The sequence below is a fragment of the Methylotenera sp. E1MeOHC1 genome (assembly GCF_058745595.1).
The window spans coordinates 563528-583854 of sequence record NZ_CP196025.1 but is presented as its reverse complement, the minus strand read 5'-3'; the positions used below and the strand labels follow the sequence as shown (position 1 = coordinate 583854).

Here is a 20327-nt window from a genome sequence, read left to right as displayed (position 1 = left end):
ATCAGGTGCAGGTTTGCGCTAACCGCAAGCCCATTAAAGAAGCATTCAGTTTGCATAAATCCGTCATTATTAGCGGCGTGACCACTTATATAGCTATATCCACAATGCGCTAATTATATAGGATTTTTACATTATTCTTACTCAACCATTCGCTTAAACTCGCAATCAGCTCATCATGCAAATCCACGCGCCAATCATTCCCCAGCATCAGCTCAACTTTGCTGGTTTGATTATGATACTCAATTTTAATCGGGCATCCACGTGCCTCATCTGATGCACTGACGCAATAAGGTTTTAATAATGTTTTTAATTTAAGCGCGTCGGACTGGCCATTACACATGATTTTCAAAAAGCTAGCGCGGTTATTTCTTAATGCGGAAAGGTCATATAGTTTGCGTGCATTGACACGCACCCCGCCAGAGAACTCATCGTGACTCACGCGCCCTTCTACAATCACCAATTGGTCATCTTTCAGCAGTTGCTGAGATTGATTTAGCAAATCATTGCCAACCACTACTTCAATTCTGGTTGTGCCATCATCCAAACCAACAATCGCCATTTTTCCGCGCGCAGTCATCCGGTTACGCACACCAGAAACAATGCCAGCCAGTAGCTGCGGTTGCTCTTTAGGCGCTAAGTTAGCCAACGTGGTACTAATAAACTGACTTAGATCCTTTTGGTATGACCAATATGGATGGCCGCTAAAATAAAAGCCCAATGCGATTTTTTCTTCTTGCAGGCGCTGCTGTTCCGGCCAAGGCGTAACACTAGGCAGCACATGCACAGATTGGTCAGACGCCTCACCAAACAAACTATTTTGATTGCTGTTAGCATTAGTTTGCTCAGCGGCACTAATCGCCAAGGCGACCCCTGCCAATAAAGCATGGCGATTAGGCTCAAGCTTATCAAACGCGCCGGCGCGAATCAGCGATTCAATGACGCGTCTATTCACTTTACGCAAATCTAAACGACTACAAAAATCAAATAAGCCAGTAAATGGGCCATCTTTGGTGCGTGCTTGCAAAATCACATCAATCGCGGCTGAACCTGTACCTTTAATTGCGCCCAAACCATACAAGATTTGGTTTTTACTCACGGGTTTAAATTTGAACTCACTTTCATTTACGTCAGGTGGTAACACCTCAACCTGATTCGGTGCACAATCATCATAAAAGATATGTACACTGTCTGTGTTATTCATATCAGCAGACATGGTGGCCGCCAAGAACGCCGCTGGGTAATGCGTTTTAAGATACGCAGTATGATAAGCAACCAGCGCATAAGCTGCAGCATGAGACTTATTAAAACCATAGCCAGCAAACTTTTCCAGCAAGTCAAACAAATCACTGGCTTGCTGCTCAGTCATGTTGTTTTTAGTCGCACCCTCGGTAAATATTTTACGCTGGGCATCCATCTCTTCTTTTTTCTTTTTACCCATCGCGCGACGTAGCAAGTCAGCACCGCCTAGGCTATAGCCAGCTACCACCTGCGCAATCTGCATCACCTGCTCTTGGTAAACCGCAATCCCGTAGGTTTCTTTTAAAATTGGCTCAGTAAGCGGATGTGGGTACTCTACGCGCTGCTTACCATGCTTACGGCGGCAATAATCTGGAATCAAATCCATTGGGCCTGGGCGGTACAATGCCACCAAAGCAATAATATCCTCAAAGCAATCCGGCATCGCCTGTTTAAGCATATCCTTCATACCACGCGACTCTAGCTGGAACACAGCGGTGGTATTGGCCGTTTTTAATAGCTGAAAGGTGGGCTTGTCATCAATCGGCAGTGTTTCAAACGATAGTGGCGCTAACTCACGCTCGGCACGTTGCTTGTTCGCGTTTTCCAGCGCCATGTCTAAAATCGTTAGCGTACGTAAGCCCAAAAAGTCGAACTTCACCAACCCTACTGCTTCAACATCATCCTTGTCGTACTGACTTACCAAGCTCGCACCGTCTGGCTGGCAGTATACGGGTGAAAAGTCAGCAATCTTGCTAGGAGAAATCAACACACCGCCCGCATGCATACCGATATTCCGCACCAAACCCTCTAAGCGCAGTGCAAGCTCTAGTAGCTCATTTACTTCCTCTTCATTTGCACGACGCTCGGCCAGTTGCGGTTCTTTTTCCAGTGCATCAGATAAGGTAATACCCAGCTCTAGCGGAATAAGTTTTGCAATGCTATCCACAAAGTTAAATGGCAAATCCAGCACACGGCCAACGTCTCGAATCACGGCCTTTGCCGCCATGGTACCGAAGGTGGCAATCTGTGAAACAGCATCAATCCCGTATTTTTGCTTCACATAATCAATGACCCGATCGCGCCCTTCCTGACAGAAGTCAATGTCGAAGTCAGGCATGGAAACACGATCTGGGTTCAAGAAGCGCTCGAACAGTAAGTTATATTCCAATGGATCTAGGTCAGTAATGCCCAAACTATATGCAACCACAGAACCTGCACCAGAACCCCGCCCAGGGCCTACTGGTACGCCATTATTTTTAGCCCAGTTAATAAAGTCGGCCACGATCAGGAAGTAGCCGGCAAAGCCCATCTGATTAATCACGTTGGTTTCAAAATCTAAGCGTGCGGCATACGTATCTTGTTTACTGCTACGCACCTGCTCGTCTGGGAACAACACCTCCAAGCGTTTAGCCAAACCTAAGCGTGCCTCTGAGATTAAATAATCATTCAGGCTTTCATTATTAGGGGTAGGAAACTGCGGTAAATAGTTTTTACCCAGCGTGAGGTTTAAATTGCAACGCTTCGCGATTTCCACACTATTGGTAAGCGCTTCTGGCATATCGGCAAATAGCACGGCAATATCTGCCTGCGTTTTAAAATATTGCTCAGTGGTAAAGTTCTGCGGGCGCCTTTTATCTGCAAGGACATAGCCCTCTGCAATACAAGTTCTTGCTTCATGCGCGCGATAATCATCTGGCGTGGTGAACTGTATAGGGTGCGTAGCAACAATAGGCAGACTTAACTCATGCGCAATACGGCGAGCATGCTGGATATACTGCTCTTCACCTGCTTTGCTTGCATCGGTAGCGATGCGCTGCACTTCTAAATAAAAGCGTTCAGGAAATAACTGATGCCATTCATTTGCTAGCTTTTTAGCCAATACTAAATTGCCCTGCGTACAGGCATGTCCTACATCACCAGCAAGTCCGCCAGACAGCAGCAATAAACCTTCAGTACCCACTTCAGAGAACCAAGCTCGCTTAAATTCAGCTCGGCCACGGTATTGATTGGTTAGATATGCACGACTTAATAAATGACATAACGTTAAGTATCCGGCATGAGACTGGCACAATAATAGCAAACGCGAAGGTTGCTCTCGGTTATCGGTATTTTCTAGCCAGATATCACAGCCGACAATAGGCTTAACACCCTTACCACGTGCGGTCTTGTAGAATTTGATTGCACCGAATAAGTTGCTCAAATCAGTCAATGCCAGTGCTGGCATTTGGTCACTCACCGCCTGCTTGACGTAGTCGTCTATGCGCACGATACCATCCACAATGGAATACTCGCTATGGCAGCGCAAATGGACAAAACTAGGAGAAACTGAGGGGGTTGGTGTCGTTTGTAGCATAAGGTAATTTTACCTTATTGACGAGTATCGTTGTAGGCAATGTAGATGTTAAACACTACAAATATATTACTTAATGCATCATATTTCCCATGATTTAAAGCTTGCTAAATCATACTTTTTAATGGTGGACAATCAACACAAGCGCGGCGACAGCATAGCGCAACAACCTTGCCCCATGCCAGCACTTGCGCTTAAGCGCACATCCTATTAATGATTAAGTAAGGCATGCACTTGCTCGATCAGCACCTCATCTTGCACTGGTTTACCCAAGAAAGCATTTACGCCAATTTCTGTGGCCACATTACGATGCTTCTCTGCGGTACGTGAGCTAATAATAATTAATGGCGTATGCGAGGTTTGTACGTTATCCCGCACGTAACGTGAGAACTCAAAGCCATCCATGCGTGGCATTTCGATATCGGTCAGAATAATCGCTGGCGATATTAGCTGTAACTTCTGAATCGCGTCCATACCATCGTTGGCTGTCAGCACCTCAAAGCCATCTCGCTCTAATACGCGTGACAGCACTTTACGCATCGTGAGGGAGTCATCCACAACCAAAGCAACTTTCTTCAGTTTCTCTACCACAGGTGCCACATTAGTGACCTTGATTGTGCCACTTGATAGCTCTTCTCTATTGGCGAGCAATACAGGATTAATTACCAAAATAATCGCACCATCACCCATCACCGTGGCACCAATCATGCCCGGCACATGCGACAGCTGGGTACCCATAGGCTTCATCACCACCTCTTGGTTACCGATCAACTCATCTACATGCAGCGCCGTACGATAGGCACCGCTGCGTAGCAAGACCACAGGCGTGTAAGTATGTGCCTGCGCCATATGGTCAACATCACCAACTAGTTTGGACAAGAAATGTAATGGATACTCCCGACCAGCCCAGCTGATTTTGTTTGCGTTATAGGCATCACTTAAATCTAATGATTTAAGCTTTTGCACCTGTTCCACCATCACAGATGGAATTGCATAAGTTTGCGTACCAACACGTGCAAGCACCACTTGCGCAACAGATAGCGTCACTGGCAAGTAAATGTTAAACATTGCGCCTAAACCGGATGCATTACTTACATCAATACGACCGCCCAGCGCGGCAATATCGCTACGCACTGCATCCAAGCCTACACCGCGCCCTGCAATTTGAGAAACGGTATCCGCAGTTGAGAACCCTGGTTCAAAAATAATCGTCATTAGCGCCTGGTCGGAAACTTCTTGATCTGCGCAAAACAAACCTTTCTCAACAGCTTTCTGTTTGACTTTAGCTAAATTAACACCTGCACCATCATCGGTAATCACCAATGTAATTTCGTCATTTTCTAAGCTAACTTTTAGCTTGATATGGCCAACTTCAGATTTACCTAACTTCACGCGCTCACTGGCAGACTCAAGCCCGTGTGCAACTGCATTACGCAGCAAATGCTCTAACGGCGCACCCATTTTATCCAGCACACCACGATCCAGCTCTATGCTTTCGCCTTCAATGGTCATTTCTACGCGCTTATTCAACTCTCTGGCAGTTTGGCGTACGATACGTTGCAAACGCTCAGATATGGTCGAGAACGGCAACATACGCACAGTCATCAAGCCTTGCTGCAACTCACGGTTCATGCGGTTTTGCTGCTGCAATGCCGCATCGGTCTGATCAAGGTTCAGTAACAAACCATGTTGAATAGTGGCCACGTCGTTTACGCTCTCGGCCATCATACGGGTCAGCTCTTGCAAGCGGGTAAATCGGTCAAACTCTAGCGGGTCAAACGTTTCATTAGCTTCTTGCAGCAAGCTCATACGAGATTGCAGCTGTGTTTCTGCCTCAATTTCCAACTCACGCAGATAAGTACGCAACCGGCTAATACTATCCGTCAAATCAGTAGAAGACTGTTTGAAGTTCTGCATTTCTCTGTCCATACGAGAACGCATGATAGAAACTTCACCTGCCTCATTAATCAATCTATCTAGCACATCGGCACGCATACGCAAGAACTGGGTTTTACGTTCACTCTGTCTGGTTGATTTTGGGGTAGCCGCTTTTACTTTGGCTTGTGCTGGAGTATCGCTCACTACGGCGCTACTCATATCACCTACCACGTCCTCTAACATGTAACCGATACGGTCAAACTCGACAAACATCGCATCAAAATCATCGACGGTTACTTGATGCCTTAACGCGCGAATCACGTGATCTTCCATCCCATGCACGCTGTCGCCAATCGCAGCCTGCCCGGCCATACGCGCACTACCCTTCAGCGTGTGTAATGCACGCTGAAGGGAGTCTGGATATTCAGCCTCTTTAGGATTAATGCGCCAACCTCTTAAATCCTTACCAATTTGTGGAATAAGCTCACGCGCTTCTTCCACAAACAAAGCCAACAGTTCATCGTTGACGATGGCATCTTTTCGCTGCAACGCTTGCTCTGCTGCCAGCAATGCGCTCGGTTCCACTGGCAACTCAGCCACAGGCTCAGCCTGCACAACATCATCTTGGAGAAGCTCTACTAGAGCAAGGTTAGCTGCTGCAAGCTCAACTTGGGCAAGCTCATCCTCTTGTGCAGCTTCCACCAGCGCTTCTGTTGCATTAGCTTTTGACTTGGATTTTTTCTTAGACTTCTCTGCACGTTCAATTTCGAGTACGGCAGCTTCCGCTTCTTGCGCAGCAGATGCCTGCATTGCCGCGGTAGATTCACTCAGCGCTAAAATTAATGCACGTGATGATCTTGGATTTTTAAGTGCTTTAGCTTTTTCCAAACCATCTTTCAGCGCTTTAACCACATTGCCATACAGCGCAATGTGCTGCGCAGTCCAGGTACTATGATGCTCATCCAACCAATGCTCTAAAGCACGAGCCAAGTCACCAATCGCTTTAAATCCGGCGGTAAGCGCATTACTGCCCAAAGTATGTGCAGCACGACAACTTTCCGGTGTAGGTAAATCGGTAGAGTTCTCCACCAGAGCCGCCTGTGCATCAAGCAATGCCTCTAAATGCTGCTGCGCCTCACCTAGGAATATATTGAAGAATGCTTTACTTAACTTGCGAGTACCACCTATCAGCACTTCTTCTTTTTGTACGGCAGGTTTCGCCGTTGCAGCATCCTGCTCAAGCTCATTGATTAATGCTGCAGCTTGTTGCTGAAATGGCACTGGATTGAGGGCAACTTTTTGCGCCTGCTGCAATTCCGCTACCCAATTTGCAAATGCGGCACTGACTTTCTCTACAAAAGCCAAAATAGCCGGCGTTGGAAAGGTTTTGCGCTCTAGCACCACATTAAGCAAATGCTCCACAGCCCAAGCCACTTCGCCCATGCCTAACAGGCCAACCGTGCGCCCGCTACCTTTGAGCGTATGGTAAGAACGGCGCACCTCAACAAAGGCCTCGCTATCTGTTGCATTAACGCGTAATGCCTGTAAGTTTTGCGCTAATGCAGCAAGCACTTCTTCAGCCTCTGCCAAGAAAATATCCAGCAGCTCAGCATCAAATGCCTGATCCAACACCTCATCTGCAACATTTACCACCGCGCTAGCTGGCAGCGTTTCAGCTTGAGCTGATTCAGCCTCAGCATCATCGCTTAAATTCAAGTCGATAGCTGACAGATCGACTGCTAACACATCCTCAGTTGAGCTAAGCTCTGTTAGGGCTAGATCTGGTGAAACAAGCCCAGTCGAAGTAAGCCCCAGTGTATCCGCTGCCTGTTCTAAACGTAACAATGCATCTGCCAACGCACGTTCAGCCTCGCTATGTACATTTGGCAACTCTTCCGCATACAAACCTAACATACTTAGGTTTTCAGCAATCAGTTCAAATACTGATAAGTGACCTGTGCTATCGTGCTCTCTAAAGTGCTCAACAAAATTGACGCTCAATTGTGCAATTGATTTTGGCACAGGCATTTCTAACATATCAAATGCTGCGGCAATTTGTTGTAATGGCTTGCTGGCCTCTTCTAACTCAGCAGTGTTTTCTGGGTTTCTGAAGAAACTATCTAATGCTTTTTCAACAATCGCCAGAGCTGCCAACACTTGTTTGGCAACAGCTTCCACCAAGGTGGCATCATGCTGAGCCTGCGCAAATGCATCCACAGCTGGCGCCAATGTCTCGCCACGCATGACAGCATGCAGGCGTGAGATTTGTGTATTAATTTTCTGATTAGCTTCTGCATCTAACTGCTGGTAATAATCGCAACTAGACTCCAGCAAATTCAACGAAGCAGCAACTTCGATAAATGCAACATCATTTAATTTAGCATCATCATGCTGCAAGCCTTCTGCAGTTTGATACGTAACCTTAAATAAATTAACGACACCCTCATGATTGAGGCCTTGCTGGACGGTATTCAGAATATGTTCAAATTTATTGACCAATGTAGCCAAATCAAGCGCGCTAGCTAGCTCATCATTAACACTAATGCTCGACCATAAATCTTTAAGCGTTGGGATATCTGCAATCAACTGCGCTAATGCCGCCTGCTCTGCCGCATTAGAGCTCGTAGCCTCCACTGCTTGTGTTTCTGACGGTAAAGCCGCATCTAACTCAAATGTATTTTTAACTGCTGAAATAGTGTCTGTGCTTCTGTCGCTAATCGCAACGTAATAAAGTAAATCTCGCAACAAACGAGATGGGACTTTGCCGTCCCCCATCGCTACATTACGTAATTGACGATCTAGCTTGCTACACAGTTTTTTTGCACCAGGGTTATCTGCTACTTTTTCTTGAGCCAGCGCATCAGTAAAGGCGGAGGCAGTCCACCACAGTGTTCTTGGTGCACTTTTAGATTGCACCTGCTGAACTTTAGCAACCGCAACGCGCATACCATCCAGTGCCACCGCATCCTTAGTGCGCAACCAATCTAGTAAAGACTTTTGAAAAGCAGCTCTTTGTTCTGAGACAAAAATCGGGATTGAAGACTCTTCAATCGGGTTGCTAGGTAAATCTTTAGGTGCGCTATTATCTACATCAGGAAAGAATAACTCACTCTCATCCAAGGTCTCGCCTTGCGCTTCAACGATAGGCTTTAAGGTTTTATAGAGCTTAGTGGGTTGGTCTGGCTGGCCATTTAGCAAATCTTGCAGATATTTAGACAACGCCTCTACAGCGCCAATCAAATGCTCCATTACCTCTGGGCTCACAGCGGTTTGCTGCTTTGCCAAACTATCGGCTAGTTTTTCTAGCTCGTGGCAATAACGTTTGCAGCCTTCTAAGCCAACCATATCAAGCGCACCGCTCACCTGATACAGATGCGCAATGGTAAACCTCAAGTTCGCGAACTCACTAGGGTTTTGATTGACCTCACTAAAGCTTTCCAGCACCTTTTTCAGTGACTGATCAATCTCATCTTTAACCCAAGACAATGGGCCAGTATCAAATGCTTCAGGCATTATTTACTTCCATTTTCGGTGTGTAGTTTTTCATGGCGTTTTATGTGTCTTATGCTAAAAATTAAACTTCTACGCAAAATATTCCATGTCTTAAAGTTTAAAACCAGCTACTGAATCACGTAACTCTTCCGCCAACGATGTGAGCTGACCTACAGACTCAGCAGTCAGTTTTGTACCTTCTGTGGTCTGTGTTGTAATCTCTTGAATCATCTGCATGTTATTTGCCACGGTGGTGGCTGACTCTGTTTGTGCATTGGTCGCGGTAGAAATCGATTGAATCAATCGCGCAAGATTAGTGGTAACAGACTCAATCTCATTCAGTGCTTGTCCTGCAGCATCCGCAACGCGTGCACCCTCAACTACACCCTCGGTTGATTTTTCCATCGCGGCCACCGCACCGTGGGTATCGGTCTGAATCGTCTTCACAATCGCACTAATTTGTTTAGTCGCCTCAGATGAACGTTCCGCAAGTCGCTGAACCTCCTCTGCAACCACGGTAAAGCCTCGTCCTGCCTCACCAGCTGAAGCCGCTTGAATTGCCGCGTTCAACGCCAGAATGTTAGTTTGTTCGGTAATGTCAGAAATCAGCTCAACGATCTCACTAATCTCTTGCGAGCTTTCGCCCAAGCGTTTAATGCGTTTAGAGGTTTCCTGAATCTGGGTACGAATCTCATTCATCCCTGAAATAGTGTTCTGTACCGCTTGTGAACCTTGAATCGCCGCCTCTAGTGAGCGCTGCGCCACCTGAGAAGCCTGCTCCGCATTGCTAGACACTTGCAAAATAGAGCGGGTCATGTCGTTAACCGCTTGTGTAGTTTGTGTAATCTGTGCCGCTTGTGTTTCAGCGGCAGTTAGCAACTGCTCAGAAGTACCTTGCGCCACAGAGGTCGCAGAAGTCACCTGCTCAGTTGCACGGTTAATCTCAACTACAAGGTCTCGCAAACTATCAATCGTATAGTTAATAGAGTCAGCAATCGCCCCTGCAATATTATCGCGTACTTCCGCTTTTACCGTTAAGTCGCCATCCGCCAAGTCACCCATCTCGTCTAGTAGTTGCAGCACCGCTTCTTGGTTTTCTTGGCCTTCTTTTGCAAGCTGGCTGGTTAAAGTAATCGATTGCACTGCCTGCTTCTTACCGTAAAAATACATCAAGCCAAGCAACACTAAACCTAGTAACAACAAACCAACCAATACCAATCGAATAAAACTGGTTTGCGACTCAATCAATGATTTATTTTCTTTAGCAATCATCTGGGTAAACGTATTACCTGCCTGCTTAGAAGCTTCAAAAGCAGCTGTTAGCTCTAGCAATGGCGCAGAAGCTGCTACGGTTCCTAATGGTAGTGCCGGAACATAGCGTTTATTTGCCACCTCAAAAAAGTTAGCACCAGCACTAATCACCTCTTCCAAAGGTGCAGCCAATTTTTTATTACTTAAATTCTTACGCCAGTATTCAGAACGCTCCTTGAACATGGCTTCACTTTTAGCCGCATTTGCTAAGGCATTGTCACGTTTCTGGTTATTAAAACTGGTAGAAGCAACATATGCCTCGTTGTATGACGCAAAAGCATCTAACGGGAACATTGGCGGCGGATTAGTATCTGCCGTTAGTCGGTCATAAGTATCTAGAATATTATAAATAGGGCCATTCACACGCACCTGATTAATTACCCAAAAGCTCAGTAAGGCAAACAAAATAAACGCAACAATCTGTAAGAAAAGCTGGCGGTAACCAGCACTCATGCTACCACTATCAGAGTTAGTTTTTTTGGCGATGGTCGAGTTAGAAATTTTCTCCTTAACGTTCGTCAAGAACCCACCCATCAACGAGCCTATTTGTGGTGGCAGGCCTTTTATAGCTGCAAGATTTAATGCCATTGTTAACCCCGATTTCTAAATTTATTTGCTTACTTAACCACTATTCAACCACTAAGATATCAATACCTAATACTTTACTCATGCTTAACCAATTATATTGGCTGTACAAAGTTTTTATTTTGAACCAGCGCCTCAACATCAAGCTCCAGCCAATCTCCACTCTCAGCATCTTTATACACGTTCATGCTAAAAAAATCAGCCTCACCTTCTGCAGGCTGAAGCTGCATACCTTGAATGCTACGTAGACCAATCAAACTATCTACCAGTAACGCTACTTGCGCGGTGGATTCTGTACTGAGCAACAAAATGCGATTATTAATAGATTTAGACGTTGGTGGCATCCCCATAAACTGCGCTAAATCTGAAATGCTATATAAATTACCACGGACGTTAGCAACGCCCAAAAACCATGGCTGTGTAAATGGCACCAACTGCATTGGAGGCACTGGCAACACTTCTTTCACGTCCTGCAAGTTGATTAAAAATCTTTTATTGCCAACAGTAACGCCTAAACGGGACGATGACTCCCCTCCAACTTGGTTAGCAGCATCTTTCAGTTTAGAAAGAATCGCCTCTTGAAACTCACGTAAATTAGAAGTTTGTGCCACGATTAATTATTAATCCTAATCAGTACCATTAAAAATATAAAGAAAACACATGACTAACAACTTAAACTCATCCACTTAAAGTTGATTACTCTATCGTTTTAATAATAGCCAGCAAGTCCGCCTCTACCACAGGCTTAGTAACACAGGCTTTAGCACCCATTTTTAATGCCCAAGCCAAATCAGTTGCCTGCGATTTACCCGTACACAACACAACGGGAATATGTGCAGTTGCAGGGTTTTTTGTCAGCGTGCGCGTCACCTGAAAACCGGTTAAGCCAGGCATCACTACATCACACAACACAAGATCGGGCGGATTAGCACCCACTTTAGTTAAGCACTCTTCGCCGCTTTCAGCCCCTACGACACGGTAGCCTGCTGTTTCTAACATTTCGGTTAGAAAAAAACGGTCTGTTGCAGAATCATCAACGACTAAAATAGTTTGTATTGCCATATTCAATCCACCTCTTTTTGATTACTTTTAGCCTTTGCAGCATAGATTTGTACTGCTTCTATCAGTGTTTCTTGGGTAAAGGGTTTGGTAAGGTATTGGTCTGATCCGACCATGCGACCGCGTGCCCGGTCAAACAAGCCATCTTTGCTAGATAGCATAATGACAGGCGTGGCCTTGTAACGGGCGTTTCTTTTAATGAGAGAACAAGTCTGATACCCATCAAGCCTGGGCATCATAATATCAACAAAAATCAAATCGGGATGCTCGTTAGATATTTTAGCCAATGCATCAAAACCATCTTCTGCGAGTATCACTTCGCAGCCAGATGCCTTGAGAAATATCTCCGCACTACGACGAATCGTATTGCTATCATCTATCACCATGACTTTGATTGTTGAGAGCTGATCTAATGTCAACTTTTCTTGAAACGGCTTTTCCTGGCTCACCAGTAAGCTCCTTATTTTGTATGCATCGCTACTATAGTATCAATTCTGCACTTGTTATATTTCATTTTATATACAGTCTGTCTTAATAAGCAATACCATTATTTACATTAATCAAAAAAATAATAATATTTATTTCAATCACTCTAAAGGGTAATCTATAATCAACAAAGTTACAATTTATTACAATTCATTACAATTGTCAGAATACAATAAAAACTTGACGCAGTAATAAATATTTTTAAAGGTCAATGCAGGTCATCAAGGGATAAGCATGATAATTAGACAAGAATCATTAACAGCTAAAATGTCGCTCAAAGATTTAGCTGCCACTTCACCTCTACCATCCGCTAACTTGGTATTGGTATTTGGATCAGTAAAGCGCTTTAGTGAAGCAAAACTTCAAAGCACATTAAAAGCACGTTACCCGACAGCACAAATCATTGGCTGCTCTACCTCTGGCGAAATAACCGCTACTGGCGTTTATGATGATAGCTTGCAAATCACCGCGATTTTATGGGAAAAGGCAGTACAGCGCGTCACCCACACCAAAATGACCGGCATGCAAAACTCATTTGAAACCGCAGTCACGCTAGCAAAACAATTAAAATCAGACAGCTTAAAAGCCGTGCTTGTGTACTCTGATGGTTTAAATGTGAATGGCTCAGAGTTACTAGAAGGCTTTAAAAGTGAACTCGGTGAAACGCCAATTATGGGCGGCATGGCGGGCGATGGCTTTAATTTTACCAAAACCGTACAGCTATTTAACGACACCGCGTCTGATGGCCTGGTGATTGCCGTGGGCCTATATGGCAACAGTTTAATTGCGGCCACTGGCGTTGGCCGAGGTTGGAAACCTTACGGCCCACCACGCAAAGTGACTAAGTCTGAAAAGAACGTGGTGCTGGAACTTGATGGCAAACCGGCGCTGCCGCTTTACAATATGTATATAGGCGCACACTCAGCTAAAGGGCTGCCAGGCAGCGGCTTAAAATTCCCATTTGCGGTAATTGAAGAAGGCAAGCGCGATATTGAGAAGATTCGTACCTTGCTCGCCATTGACCCTAAAACCAACAGCCTGACCTTTGCCGGTAACGTAGATGAAGGTGAAACCGTGCGTTTATGCCAATCTACGCATGACCGCTTAGTAGAAGGCGCTGGCGATGCTGCGCATTTAGTATCTAGCCATGCCAATGTAAACCAAACCGGCTTAGCCATCTGTGTAAGCTGTGTTGGCCGTAAAGGTGTCATGGCAGACCTAGTAGCTGACGAAGTTAAATTAGTGCAGCAAATTTTAGGTAATCAAACAGCTATCACTGGCTTTTATTCATACGGTGAATTTGCACCAAGACCGGACACTAACGATAGCGTATTGCATAACCAAACAATGACGATTGGTTACTTGAGCGAAGATCTACTGGCATAAGTAAACCCATACAATCAATGAATCAGGTGTGTAAATGGGCAGTATACTACTAACCCACAATGCACTTATGGTTGATTGCTTTAACTATAAACGATAAAGTTAGCCACTTTATAACAAAGGAGAATTAAGCATGGCAACAGTGACCCTCAAAGGCGGCCCAGTTAACGTAGGCGGTAACCTGCCACAAGTAGGCCAAACAGCACCAAACTTTGAACTAGCCGATGCAAAACGCGTGACACAATCACTCGATGCATTCTCTGGCAAACGCAAAGTATTAAACATTTTCCCAAGCATCGACACACCGACTTGCGCAACTTCTGTACGTACATTTAACCAAAAAGCGAGCAGCGTTGCTAACACCGTAGTGTTATGTATTTCTGCAGACTTACCTTTCGCACAAAGCCGCTTTTGTGGCGCAGAAGGCATTGAAAATGTAGTGACATTATCTACATTCCGCAATACAGCTAAATTTGCAACAGATTACGGTGTATTCATTACAGACAGCAGCCTAGCTGGCTTAACAGCACGAGCAGTTGTAGTGCTAGATGAACACAACAAAGTATTACACAGCGAACTAGTAGCTGAAATTGCAGACGAGCCTAACTACGAAGCAGCTTTAGCTGTTTTATAAGTTGTACGTTTGAATAACAAAAGCCCAGCAGATTAATTTGCTGGGCTTTTTTATTGAGCACTTTTCACGAATACTCAATTGACGTTATGCATAAAGATATCGACTACACCCCTAACCACATTCCAGCTAATGAAAGAATGCAAAATATTGCTTTTTCGATTTTACTGGCAGCTTATGGCGCATATGGTGTCTGGGTTAATGACTTATACATCCCTGGTAAGCGATCTAAAGGCGTCCATCTCCATGACGTTCCCGCGTGGATAATGTATGCAGCATTTATTTGCGCCTGTTTAGTTATGCTGTCAGTTGTCGTTGATCACTACGATAGACGGAACAACGAAACAAACTACAAGTTATTTGCCAATGTTTTTAGATATTTGGGATGGGGATTTTTTGTGCTTTCTTTAATCATGGCAATTATTCGTTAATTTACTCCGTCAAGTGGGCGACTAATGACGCCATCAATGCAAACATTAGCCTTTATGAGCACATATCTCAGAACACTTTCCAAGCTAATTGCATATGCCTGGGCTGCACCCAACACATTGCTGGGTATATTGCTTGGGCTGGTAATGATTGTTTTTGGTGGCAGAGTGCACTTTATGGATGGAGTAGCTGAATTTCATGGCGGCTGGGTGGGCAATTTCTTTGCATCACGCCCCCGTCCATTCTGCTTTGGCGCGATAACAGTTGGTCATGTTATTTTAGGTACATGCCACAACGAGCTTAGCGCACTGCGAGCGCATGAGCATGTACATGTTAGGCAATACGAGCGATGGGGAGTATTATTTTTGCCGGCCTATGCTTTGTCTAGCCTGTGGGAAGTGTGTCATGGGCGTAATGGTTACTGGAACAACTGCTTTGAAAAGCAGGCCTATGCTGAAGAAGCTAAGCAAAAGTTACAGGCTAGCTCATCTAGTGAAACATCTCATGGCGCCAGCTAGCCCTAAGCTTCAACCTTAACAAACTCGCCTTCATCTGCACCTGCAAATAAGGTCAATAAAGCCTCAGTGTTAAGTGCTAGCGCATAGCCCAACACTCCACTCCCGATGACCACAGTCTCATAATTGCGCACGCTTTTATCTACTAGGACACGTACCGTTTCTGGCAGCGCAATTGGCGGCACCGCGCCAACCACATAGCCTGTGGCTTCTGGCACTTCGTCATACTCTGCCATACGCAATTTACGCTCATTTAGGTGTTTGCGTAGTACGCCCCAATCAGCACGGCCGCCACCAGCTACGGCCAGCAATACAAACTGACCAGACTCACCCCTGAACACAACGCTGCGCAAGACAGCATTAGGATTTAACCCTTTGCTACTGAGCAGTTCTTCTAAGCTGCGTATTGGCTTTTTATCTTCACTTAAAGGAATTTCGATGACGTCAAAAGCAACTCCTTGCTGTTCAAGCAACTGGGTTACTGGAGATTGAATTGTATTACTCATCTTTTGCCCCTAAAACAATAGTACTAATCAATAGGCTGGTTATTCATACGCGCTGTATTTAGCGTTGCTGCCTTTGCATTTTTCTACTGGATATTTTTGCGCGTTCAAATCTATTTTTTTATTGGCGGCTTCAATTAAATCAACACCGCAAACTTCGGCAATCCGTAACAAATAAACCAAGGTATCAGAAAGCTCTTGCCCAACTTGCTCTTTAGTCTCGGCGTCTAAATTACGGCTTTCATCTTCTGTCATCCACTGAAAATGCTCTACCACCTCGCCTGCCTCTACTATCATGGCCATGGCGAGGTTTTTAGGTGAGTGAAACTGCGCCCAATCACGCTCGGTGACAAATGCATTGACGCGGGCTCTTAGTGCATCTAATGAGTCTGCCATGTGGTTTCCTTATGCCTCTGGTTTATCTTTTCGGTTAGAGCCTGCCACCATTTTAATTTCGAATAAGCGGCACTCTAATGGGCCATTAAATAGCGGCGTTTTTTTACTTGGTGAAAGGCGCATTAGCTTGGGCATGCGTAAATCATTGGTGAGGAAGTAAGTGTTCCAGCCCGCAAATTTGTGTTTAAGCGTTTCGCCCATTTTTGGGTAGAGCAAGGTGAGCGCTTCATCTTCACCAATACGCACGCCATATGGCGGGTTAGCCACTAACACCCCATGATCAGCTGGTGGAATCACGTTTAACATATCAACATGCGACACTTGCACCGCATCTAACAAACCGGCAGCTTCCAGGTTTTGCTTGGTCACGCGTACTGCGCGCAAATCCATATCGGAGCCGTATATTTTCTGGAAACTGACTTTTTTAACTTTGCTTAACGCTTGGTTTTTAATCTTTTTCCAAGTGTCTGATTCAAACGTTTTAAGTTTTTCAAAACCAAATTCACGTTTAATACCTGGTGCCATTTCAAGTGCCATCATGGCTGCTTCTAACAGGAAGGTACCGCTGCCACACATTGGATCTAACAATGGTTGGCCTGCTTGCCAGCCTGTGAGTTTTAAAATGCCTGCGGCTAAGTTTTCACGCAATGGCGCTTCAATGCTCGCGCCGCGGTTGCCGCGCTGGTATAGAGCTGCGCCTGAGGTATCAACATAATATTGATACTCATCTGTAGTTAGGTAAGCATGGATACGTACACTTGGTGTTTTAGTATCAATGTAAGGACGGCTACCTACTGCTAACCTGAATTTATCGCAAACCGCGTCTTTAATTTTTAGCGTTGCAAACTCTAGGCTTTTTAATGGGCACTTAACGCCTGTTACTTTCACCATAAAGTCATGTTTTACATCAAACCATTGCGGCCAGTTCATTTTGTAAGCGGCATTGAACAAGTCTTCCTCATTCAGGTATTTACCGCGCCCAACTTGCCACAAAATACGGGTGGCAATGCGCGAATGCAGGTTAGCCGCATAGCACACTGACCAATCACCATCAAAGCTCACACCACCATCAGTCACATTCACCACTTTTGCGCTAACTTGCTTAAGCTCATCCGCCAGCAGTTGCTCTAAACCGCGTGGACAGGTAGCAAAGTAGCGATTAGGCGCTTGCCTGTTTGGCTGCGCTGGTCTATTTTGCTGACCCTGCGGTTCACGTGGGCTGCGTTGGTCACGCGGGCTGTTTTTATCAAGTGCCATAAATTAACGATCGCTTTTCATAAATATTCGGTTATTACTACTATTGTTATTGTCTGCCAGTTTTTCTACAAACTGCATAAATTCAATTTTGTGTGTCTTTTCTAATAACTTTGCGCGGTCGCGCAGGCCATTTAGCCTTAAATCTGCAATGCCTTGCTTAAAGCCAAATACGGCAATATTGCCAGGCTTGCCAGTGCGCAATATCAGCACACGCTGATTAAAACTTTGCTCGATTCTAGTCAGATACACATCAAATTTTTTATCACTACCCCAGAGGTTAATCACAAATACGCCATCATCTTTTAAGGTTTGCGCGCATTGGTCAAAAAAGTCTTGGCTACAAAAGTTCGGGGGAATGCCGTTGCTATCAAAAGCATCAATAAATAAAACGTCAGCTACTTCTGTGTGCTCAGCTAAATAAACTAAGCCGTCACCCTCGATTACCTCAAACTTTTCATCATTATCTGGCACAAAGAACTGATTTTTAGCCACTTGGATGATTCTAGGGTTAATTTCAACGACAGTACCCTTAATTTCCGGGCAGTGTGCATAAACATACTTAGCAACTGAGCCGCCACCCAGTCCTATCGTCAGCATGTGCCTAACGTTACTGTGAAACAACAAAAAACACATAATAGCACGCGTATAAGTGAGCTCCAGCTCAAACGGCTCTCTAATCCGCATGGCACTTTGTACGGTAGCAGAACCTAAATGCAGTGCGCGCACCCCATTCAGCTCACTAACATCGACGGCTTCACTCAAAGCTGCATGCGCAAAGCCTTTTAGCATTTTTTTTGCCGCAGTAAACACTTAAGCTGCCTCCACTTCAGTTCCCTCATCCTCGGCAGGTATTTCGGTAACGGCTGCTTCATTCTCTAACACTTGCAGGAACTTAGTCCGCAGTTCCATCATCAGCGTATCCACTTCTTGCACTTGCAAACTCACACGCGTACCCACTTTTAACTCCGGCAGGCCGTAGACTTTGGTCATATACGGTAGATTATCCAAGCGCACCAAGTTTTCGCGCCATACCGTGGCGTGTACTTCTTGAATGTCTTCTTGAATCAAATACTGCAAGCACCAATAGCGCTCCATACGAATCTGAAACTCGCTGTACGCTTTATAGGTAAGCTCAAAGTTACGCATATGTGTGGTGAGAGCATCACTGTTTTGCGGGTAAACCGGTGGCTGATTTTGCACCACACTGATAATTTGTCGCTGGTTTATAAGATCAACTGCGCGGCGTAAAGGTGATGTGCTCCATGAATATTGTGCAACACCCAAGCCTTGGTGCGGCTCGGCCTTAGTGGTCATGTAAACTTTGCCGCCCATTTGCGCACGGTATAAACCCGGCACTTGGTGGCTGGCTAATAACGCACCCCATTGGCTATTGGCTTCAATCATCAACTCGGCCACTAGTTTATCCATAGGCGAGCCACGATGGCGCCCTACGATGCTCACTTTGCCGTCATTCACATAAAAGTTGTAATCTACCTGCGGCGGTTTTGTTGGGTCATATTTGCCGCGTGCTTTTTCTAAAGATTCTGCCAAATTAAATAAGAACAATAACTTAGACCAATACGGGTGGCCACTATCTGCCGCCAGCGTGGTTTCGTTAAAATATGGCTCCAACGCGTCATGCCGCAGGTTTTCTGCCACCTTAATCAACTCCACTTTACTGTGGCGCTGTGCGATAGTAAGGTCAGGATTCACATGCAGATACATCGACAGTACCGGCTTAATCTGCCCTTCATCTAAGCTAAACGGACGAATAGCCGACTCCGGCAGCATGGTGATTTTATGACCAGGCATGTAAACCGTGGACAATCGGTGCATCGCAGCAAGGTCTAAAGGGCTATCTACATCAATACCCAATGCTGGCGCGGCAATATGTATACCTACGCACGTTAGGCCATCGTCAAGCTGGCGGATAGAGAAAGCATCATCAATCTCAGTGGTGGTGCTATCGTCGATACTAAATGCCTCAGCTTCGGCCATAGGTAAATCAAAGCTGATACCCGCAGACAAGGCCGATAATTGCTCATCGGTAAACGCCTCGCCTTTTGCAAAATACTCGCGTAAAAAAGCACCCAAGTGATAATCATGCACGGAAGGAATCGCACCGCAGGCATGCAACAATTTAAGGTGGCTCAAATGCAAGGCACCGGCAGCCGTATCTAACACTTTAAATTCAAATGCGTTTTTATCTGGCTCGTACAGCAGCATATCGCGCTTTTGCATTAACTCTTCTGGCATGGTCAGCGCTTTTAGCTGCTCCACATAACCAGCCATTTTTTCTGCTAACAAACGCTTCTTTTCCAGCCCGGCTAATGCCGCTTTTAAAATATCTGCGGGCGCCGCCTTATAGCGGCCCTTACCCTTGCGGTTAAAATAAACCGGCGCACTGTGCAGGCGAACAGCAATAGCAGCCGCCTCTAAATGCGTTGGTTTTTTACCGTAATATTCCTGCGCAAAGTCTTCAAAGTTAAACTCGGCCTCGCCGCAACATTCCCACAGGAAATCAAGCTCAAGTTTATCTGCCTCAGCTTGTGCGGTTTCTAAAAAGCCAGACAATGGCGCCTCAAAGCGCAGCAACGCATTAGCCGCCTTGATTTTGCTACGTTTTCCGCTAATTGATTCAACTTGCATCGAGCTTTCAGCCTCGCTCATGATGCTGGCAACTTTAAAGTTGCCGTCTTCTTCGTAAAATACGTTCATTCCGTTTTTTCTATTTCCAATATAACCGCAATGATACATGAGCTAGCCTATGATTCACTGCAAAAAATTGTAACTTTAAGTAAGCCAAACCATCT

General features: G+C 45.3%; 15 protein-coding genes. 4 read left to right on the top strand and 11 right to left on the bottom strand.

The window, feature by feature from the left end:
* Positions 1–109 precede the first annotated feature (109 nt).
* The 6 genes from dnaE to ACSSU7_RS02600 form a co-directional block, all read right to left on the bottom strand.
* On the bottom strand, positions 110–3592 hold the full coding sequence (gene dnaE, locus ACSSU7_RS02625; protein ID WP_492517188.1) for a DNA polymerase III subunit alpha: 3483 nt from the start codon (positions 3590–3592) through the stop codon (positions 110–112).
* Between the two features lie 207 nt (positions 3593–3799).
* Positions 3800–8980, bottom strand: a complete 5181-nt coding sequence (locus ACSSU7_RS02620; protein WP_492517187.1) for a hybrid sensor histidine kinase/response regulator — start codon at positions 8978–8980, stop codon at positions 3800–3802.
* A gap of 90 nt (positions 8981–9070) precedes the next feature.
* Complete coding sequence (locus tag ACSSU7_RS02615) at positions 9071–10858, bottom strand: methyl-accepting chemotaxis protein (RefSeq protein ID WP_492517186.1); 1788 nt, start codon at positions 10856–10858, stop codon at positions 9071–9073.
* Positions 10859–10950: 92 nt separating this feature from the next.
* Positions 10951–11466, bottom strand: a complete 516-nt coding sequence (locus tag ACSSU7_RS02610; RefSeq protein ID WP_492517185.1) for a chemotaxis protein CheW — start codon at positions 11464–11466, stop codon at positions 10951–10953.
* 85 nt (positions 11467–11551) lie between these two features.
* Positions 11552–11917, bottom strand: coding sequence for a response regulator (locus ACSSU7_RS02605; protein ID WP_492517184.1), 366 nt, complete (start codon positions 11915–11917; stop codon positions 11552–11554).
* Positions 11918–11919: 2 nt separating this feature from the next.
* Positions 11920–12300: a response regulator gene (locus ACSSU7_RS02600; protein ID WP_135276513.1), complete on the bottom strand. Its 381-nt coding sequence runs from the start codon at positions 12298–12300 to the stop codon at positions 11920–11922.
* A 334-nt stretch (positions 12301–12634) separates the two neighbouring features.
* On the opposite strand from ACSSU7_RS02600, the gene ACSSU7_RS02595 reads away from it, so the two are divergent.
* From ACSSU7_RS02595 to ACSSU7_RS02580, 4 genes are all read left to right on the top strand, one after another.
* Positions 12635–13786 (top strand): FIST signal transduction protein, encoded by a 1152-nt coding sequence (locus tag ACSSU7_RS02595; RefSeq protein ID WP_492517183.1) that lies wholly within the window; start codon positions 12635–12637, stop codon positions 13784–13786.
* A 130-nt stretch (positions 13787–13916) separates the two neighbouring features.
* On the top strand, positions 13917–14417 hold the full coding sequence (gene tpx, locus ACSSU7_RS02590) for a thiol peroxidase (RefSeq protein ID WP_015832237.1): 501 nt from the start codon (positions 13917–13919) through the stop codon (positions 14415–14417).
* 86 nt (positions 14418–14503) lie between these two features.
* Positions 14504–14845, top strand: a complete 342-nt coding sequence (locus tag ACSSU7_RS02585; protein ID WP_492517182.1) for a hypothetical protein — start codon at positions 14504–14506, stop codon at positions 14843–14845.
* A 54-nt stretch (positions 14846–14899) separates the two neighbouring features.
* The gene (locus ACSSU7_RS02580) at positions 14900–15361 is read left to right on the top strand and encodes a signal peptide prediction (RefSeq protein WP_492517181.1); all 462 of its coding nucleotides are present in this window, start codon (positions 14900–14902) and stop codon (positions 15359–15361) included.
* Between the two features lie 2 nt (positions 15362–15363).
* Here the strand turns inward: ACSSU7_RS02580 and ACSSU7_RS02575 are convergent, their stop codons facing one another.
* From ACSSU7_RS02575 to ACSSU7_RS02555, 5 genes are read right to left on the bottom strand one after another with little or no spacing between them, the layout of a single operon-like run.
* A complete protein-coding gene (locus tag ACSSU7_RS02575; protein ID WP_492517180.1) occupies positions 15364–15864 on the bottom strand; it encodes an aminoacyl-tRNA deacylase in 501 nt (166 codons plus the stop codon).
* Positions 15865–15903: 39 nt separating this feature from the next.
* Positions 15904–16257, bottom strand: coding sequence for a nucleotide pyrophosphohydrolase (locus ACSSU7_RS02570; RefSeq protein ID WP_492517179.1), 354 nt, complete (start codon positions 16255–16257; stop codon positions 15904–15906).
* A 9-nt stretch (positions 16258–16266) separates the two neighbouring features.
* Positions 16267–17514: a THUMP domain-containing class I SAM-dependent RNA methyltransferase gene (locus ACSSU7_RS02565; protein WP_492517178.1), complete on the bottom strand. Its 1248-nt coding sequence runs from the start codon at positions 17512–17514 to the stop codon at positions 16267–16269.
* Between the two features lie 3 nt (positions 17515–17517).
* Complete coding sequence (locus ACSSU7_RS02560) at positions 17518–18324, bottom strand: polyamine aminopropyltransferase (RefSeq protein WP_492517177.1); 807 nt, start codon at positions 18322–18324, stop codon at positions 17518–17520.
* Complete coding sequence (locus ACSSU7_RS02555) at positions 18325–20232, bottom strand: ribonuclease catalytic domain-containing protein (protein WP_492517176.1); 1908 nt, start codon at positions 20230–20232, stop codon at positions 18325–18327.
* Between the last annotated feature and the right edge of the window lie 95 nt (positions 20233–20327).

What these genes read in the sequence shown, in the direction of transcription:
- ACSSU7_RS02615 (WP_492517186.1), bottom strand. Translation starts at nt 10,858, where the DNA reads ATGGCATTAAATCTTGCAGCTATAAAAGGCCTGCCACCACAAATAGGC.
- ACSSU7_RS02605 (WP_492517184.1), bottom strand. Translation starts at nt 11,917, where the DNA reads ATGGCAATACAAACTATTTTAGTCGTTGATGATTCTGCAACAGACCGT.
- ACSSU7_RS02585 (WP_492517182.1), top strand. Translation starts at nt 14,504, where the DNA reads ATGCATAAAGATATCGACTACACCCCTAACCACATTCCAGCTAATGAA.
- ACSSU7_RS02620 (WP_492517187.1), bottom strand. Translation starts at nt 8,980, where the DNA reads ATGCCTGAAGCATTTGATACTGGCCCATTGTCTTGGGTTAAAGATGAG.
- ACSSU7_RS02595 (WP_492517183.1), top strand. Translation starts at nt 12,635, where the DNA reads ATGATAATTAGACAAGAATCATTAACAGCTAAAATGTCGCTCAAAGAT.
- dnaE (WP_492517188.1), bottom strand. Translation starts at nt 3,592, where the DNA reads ATGCTACAAACGACACCAACCCCCTCAGTTTCTCCTAGTTTTGTCCAT.
- ACSSU7_RS02565 (WP_492517178.1), bottom strand. Translation starts at nt 17,514, where the DNA reads ATGGCACTTGATAAAAACAGCCCGCGTGACCAACGCAGCCCACGTGAA.
- ACSSU7_RS02570 (WP_492517179.1), bottom strand. Translation starts at nt 16,257, where the DNA reads ATGGCAGACTCATTAGATGCACTAAGAGCCCGCGTCAATGCATTTGTC.
- tpx (WP_015832237.1), top strand. Translation starts at nt 13,917, where the DNA reads ATGGCAACAGTGACCCTCAAAGGCGGCCCAGTTAACGTAGGCGGTAAC.
- ACSSU7_RS02600 (WP_135276513.1), bottom strand. Translation starts at nt 12,300, where the DNA reads ATGGTGATAGATGATAGCAATACGATTCGTCGTAGTGCGGAGATATTT.
- ACSSU7_RS02575 (WP_492517180.1), bottom strand. Translation starts at nt 15,864, where the DNA reads ATGAGTAATACAATTCAATCTCCAGTAACCCAGTTGCTTGAACAGCAA.
- ACSSU7_RS02580 (WP_492517181.1), top strand. Translation starts at nt 14,900, where the DNA reads ATGAGCACATATCTCAGAACACTTTCCAAGCTAATTGCATATGCCTGG.
- ACSSU7_RS02555 (WP_492517176.1), bottom strand. Translation starts at nt 20,232, where the DNA reads ATGAACGTATTTTACGAAGAAGACGGCAACTTTAAAGTTGCCAGCATC.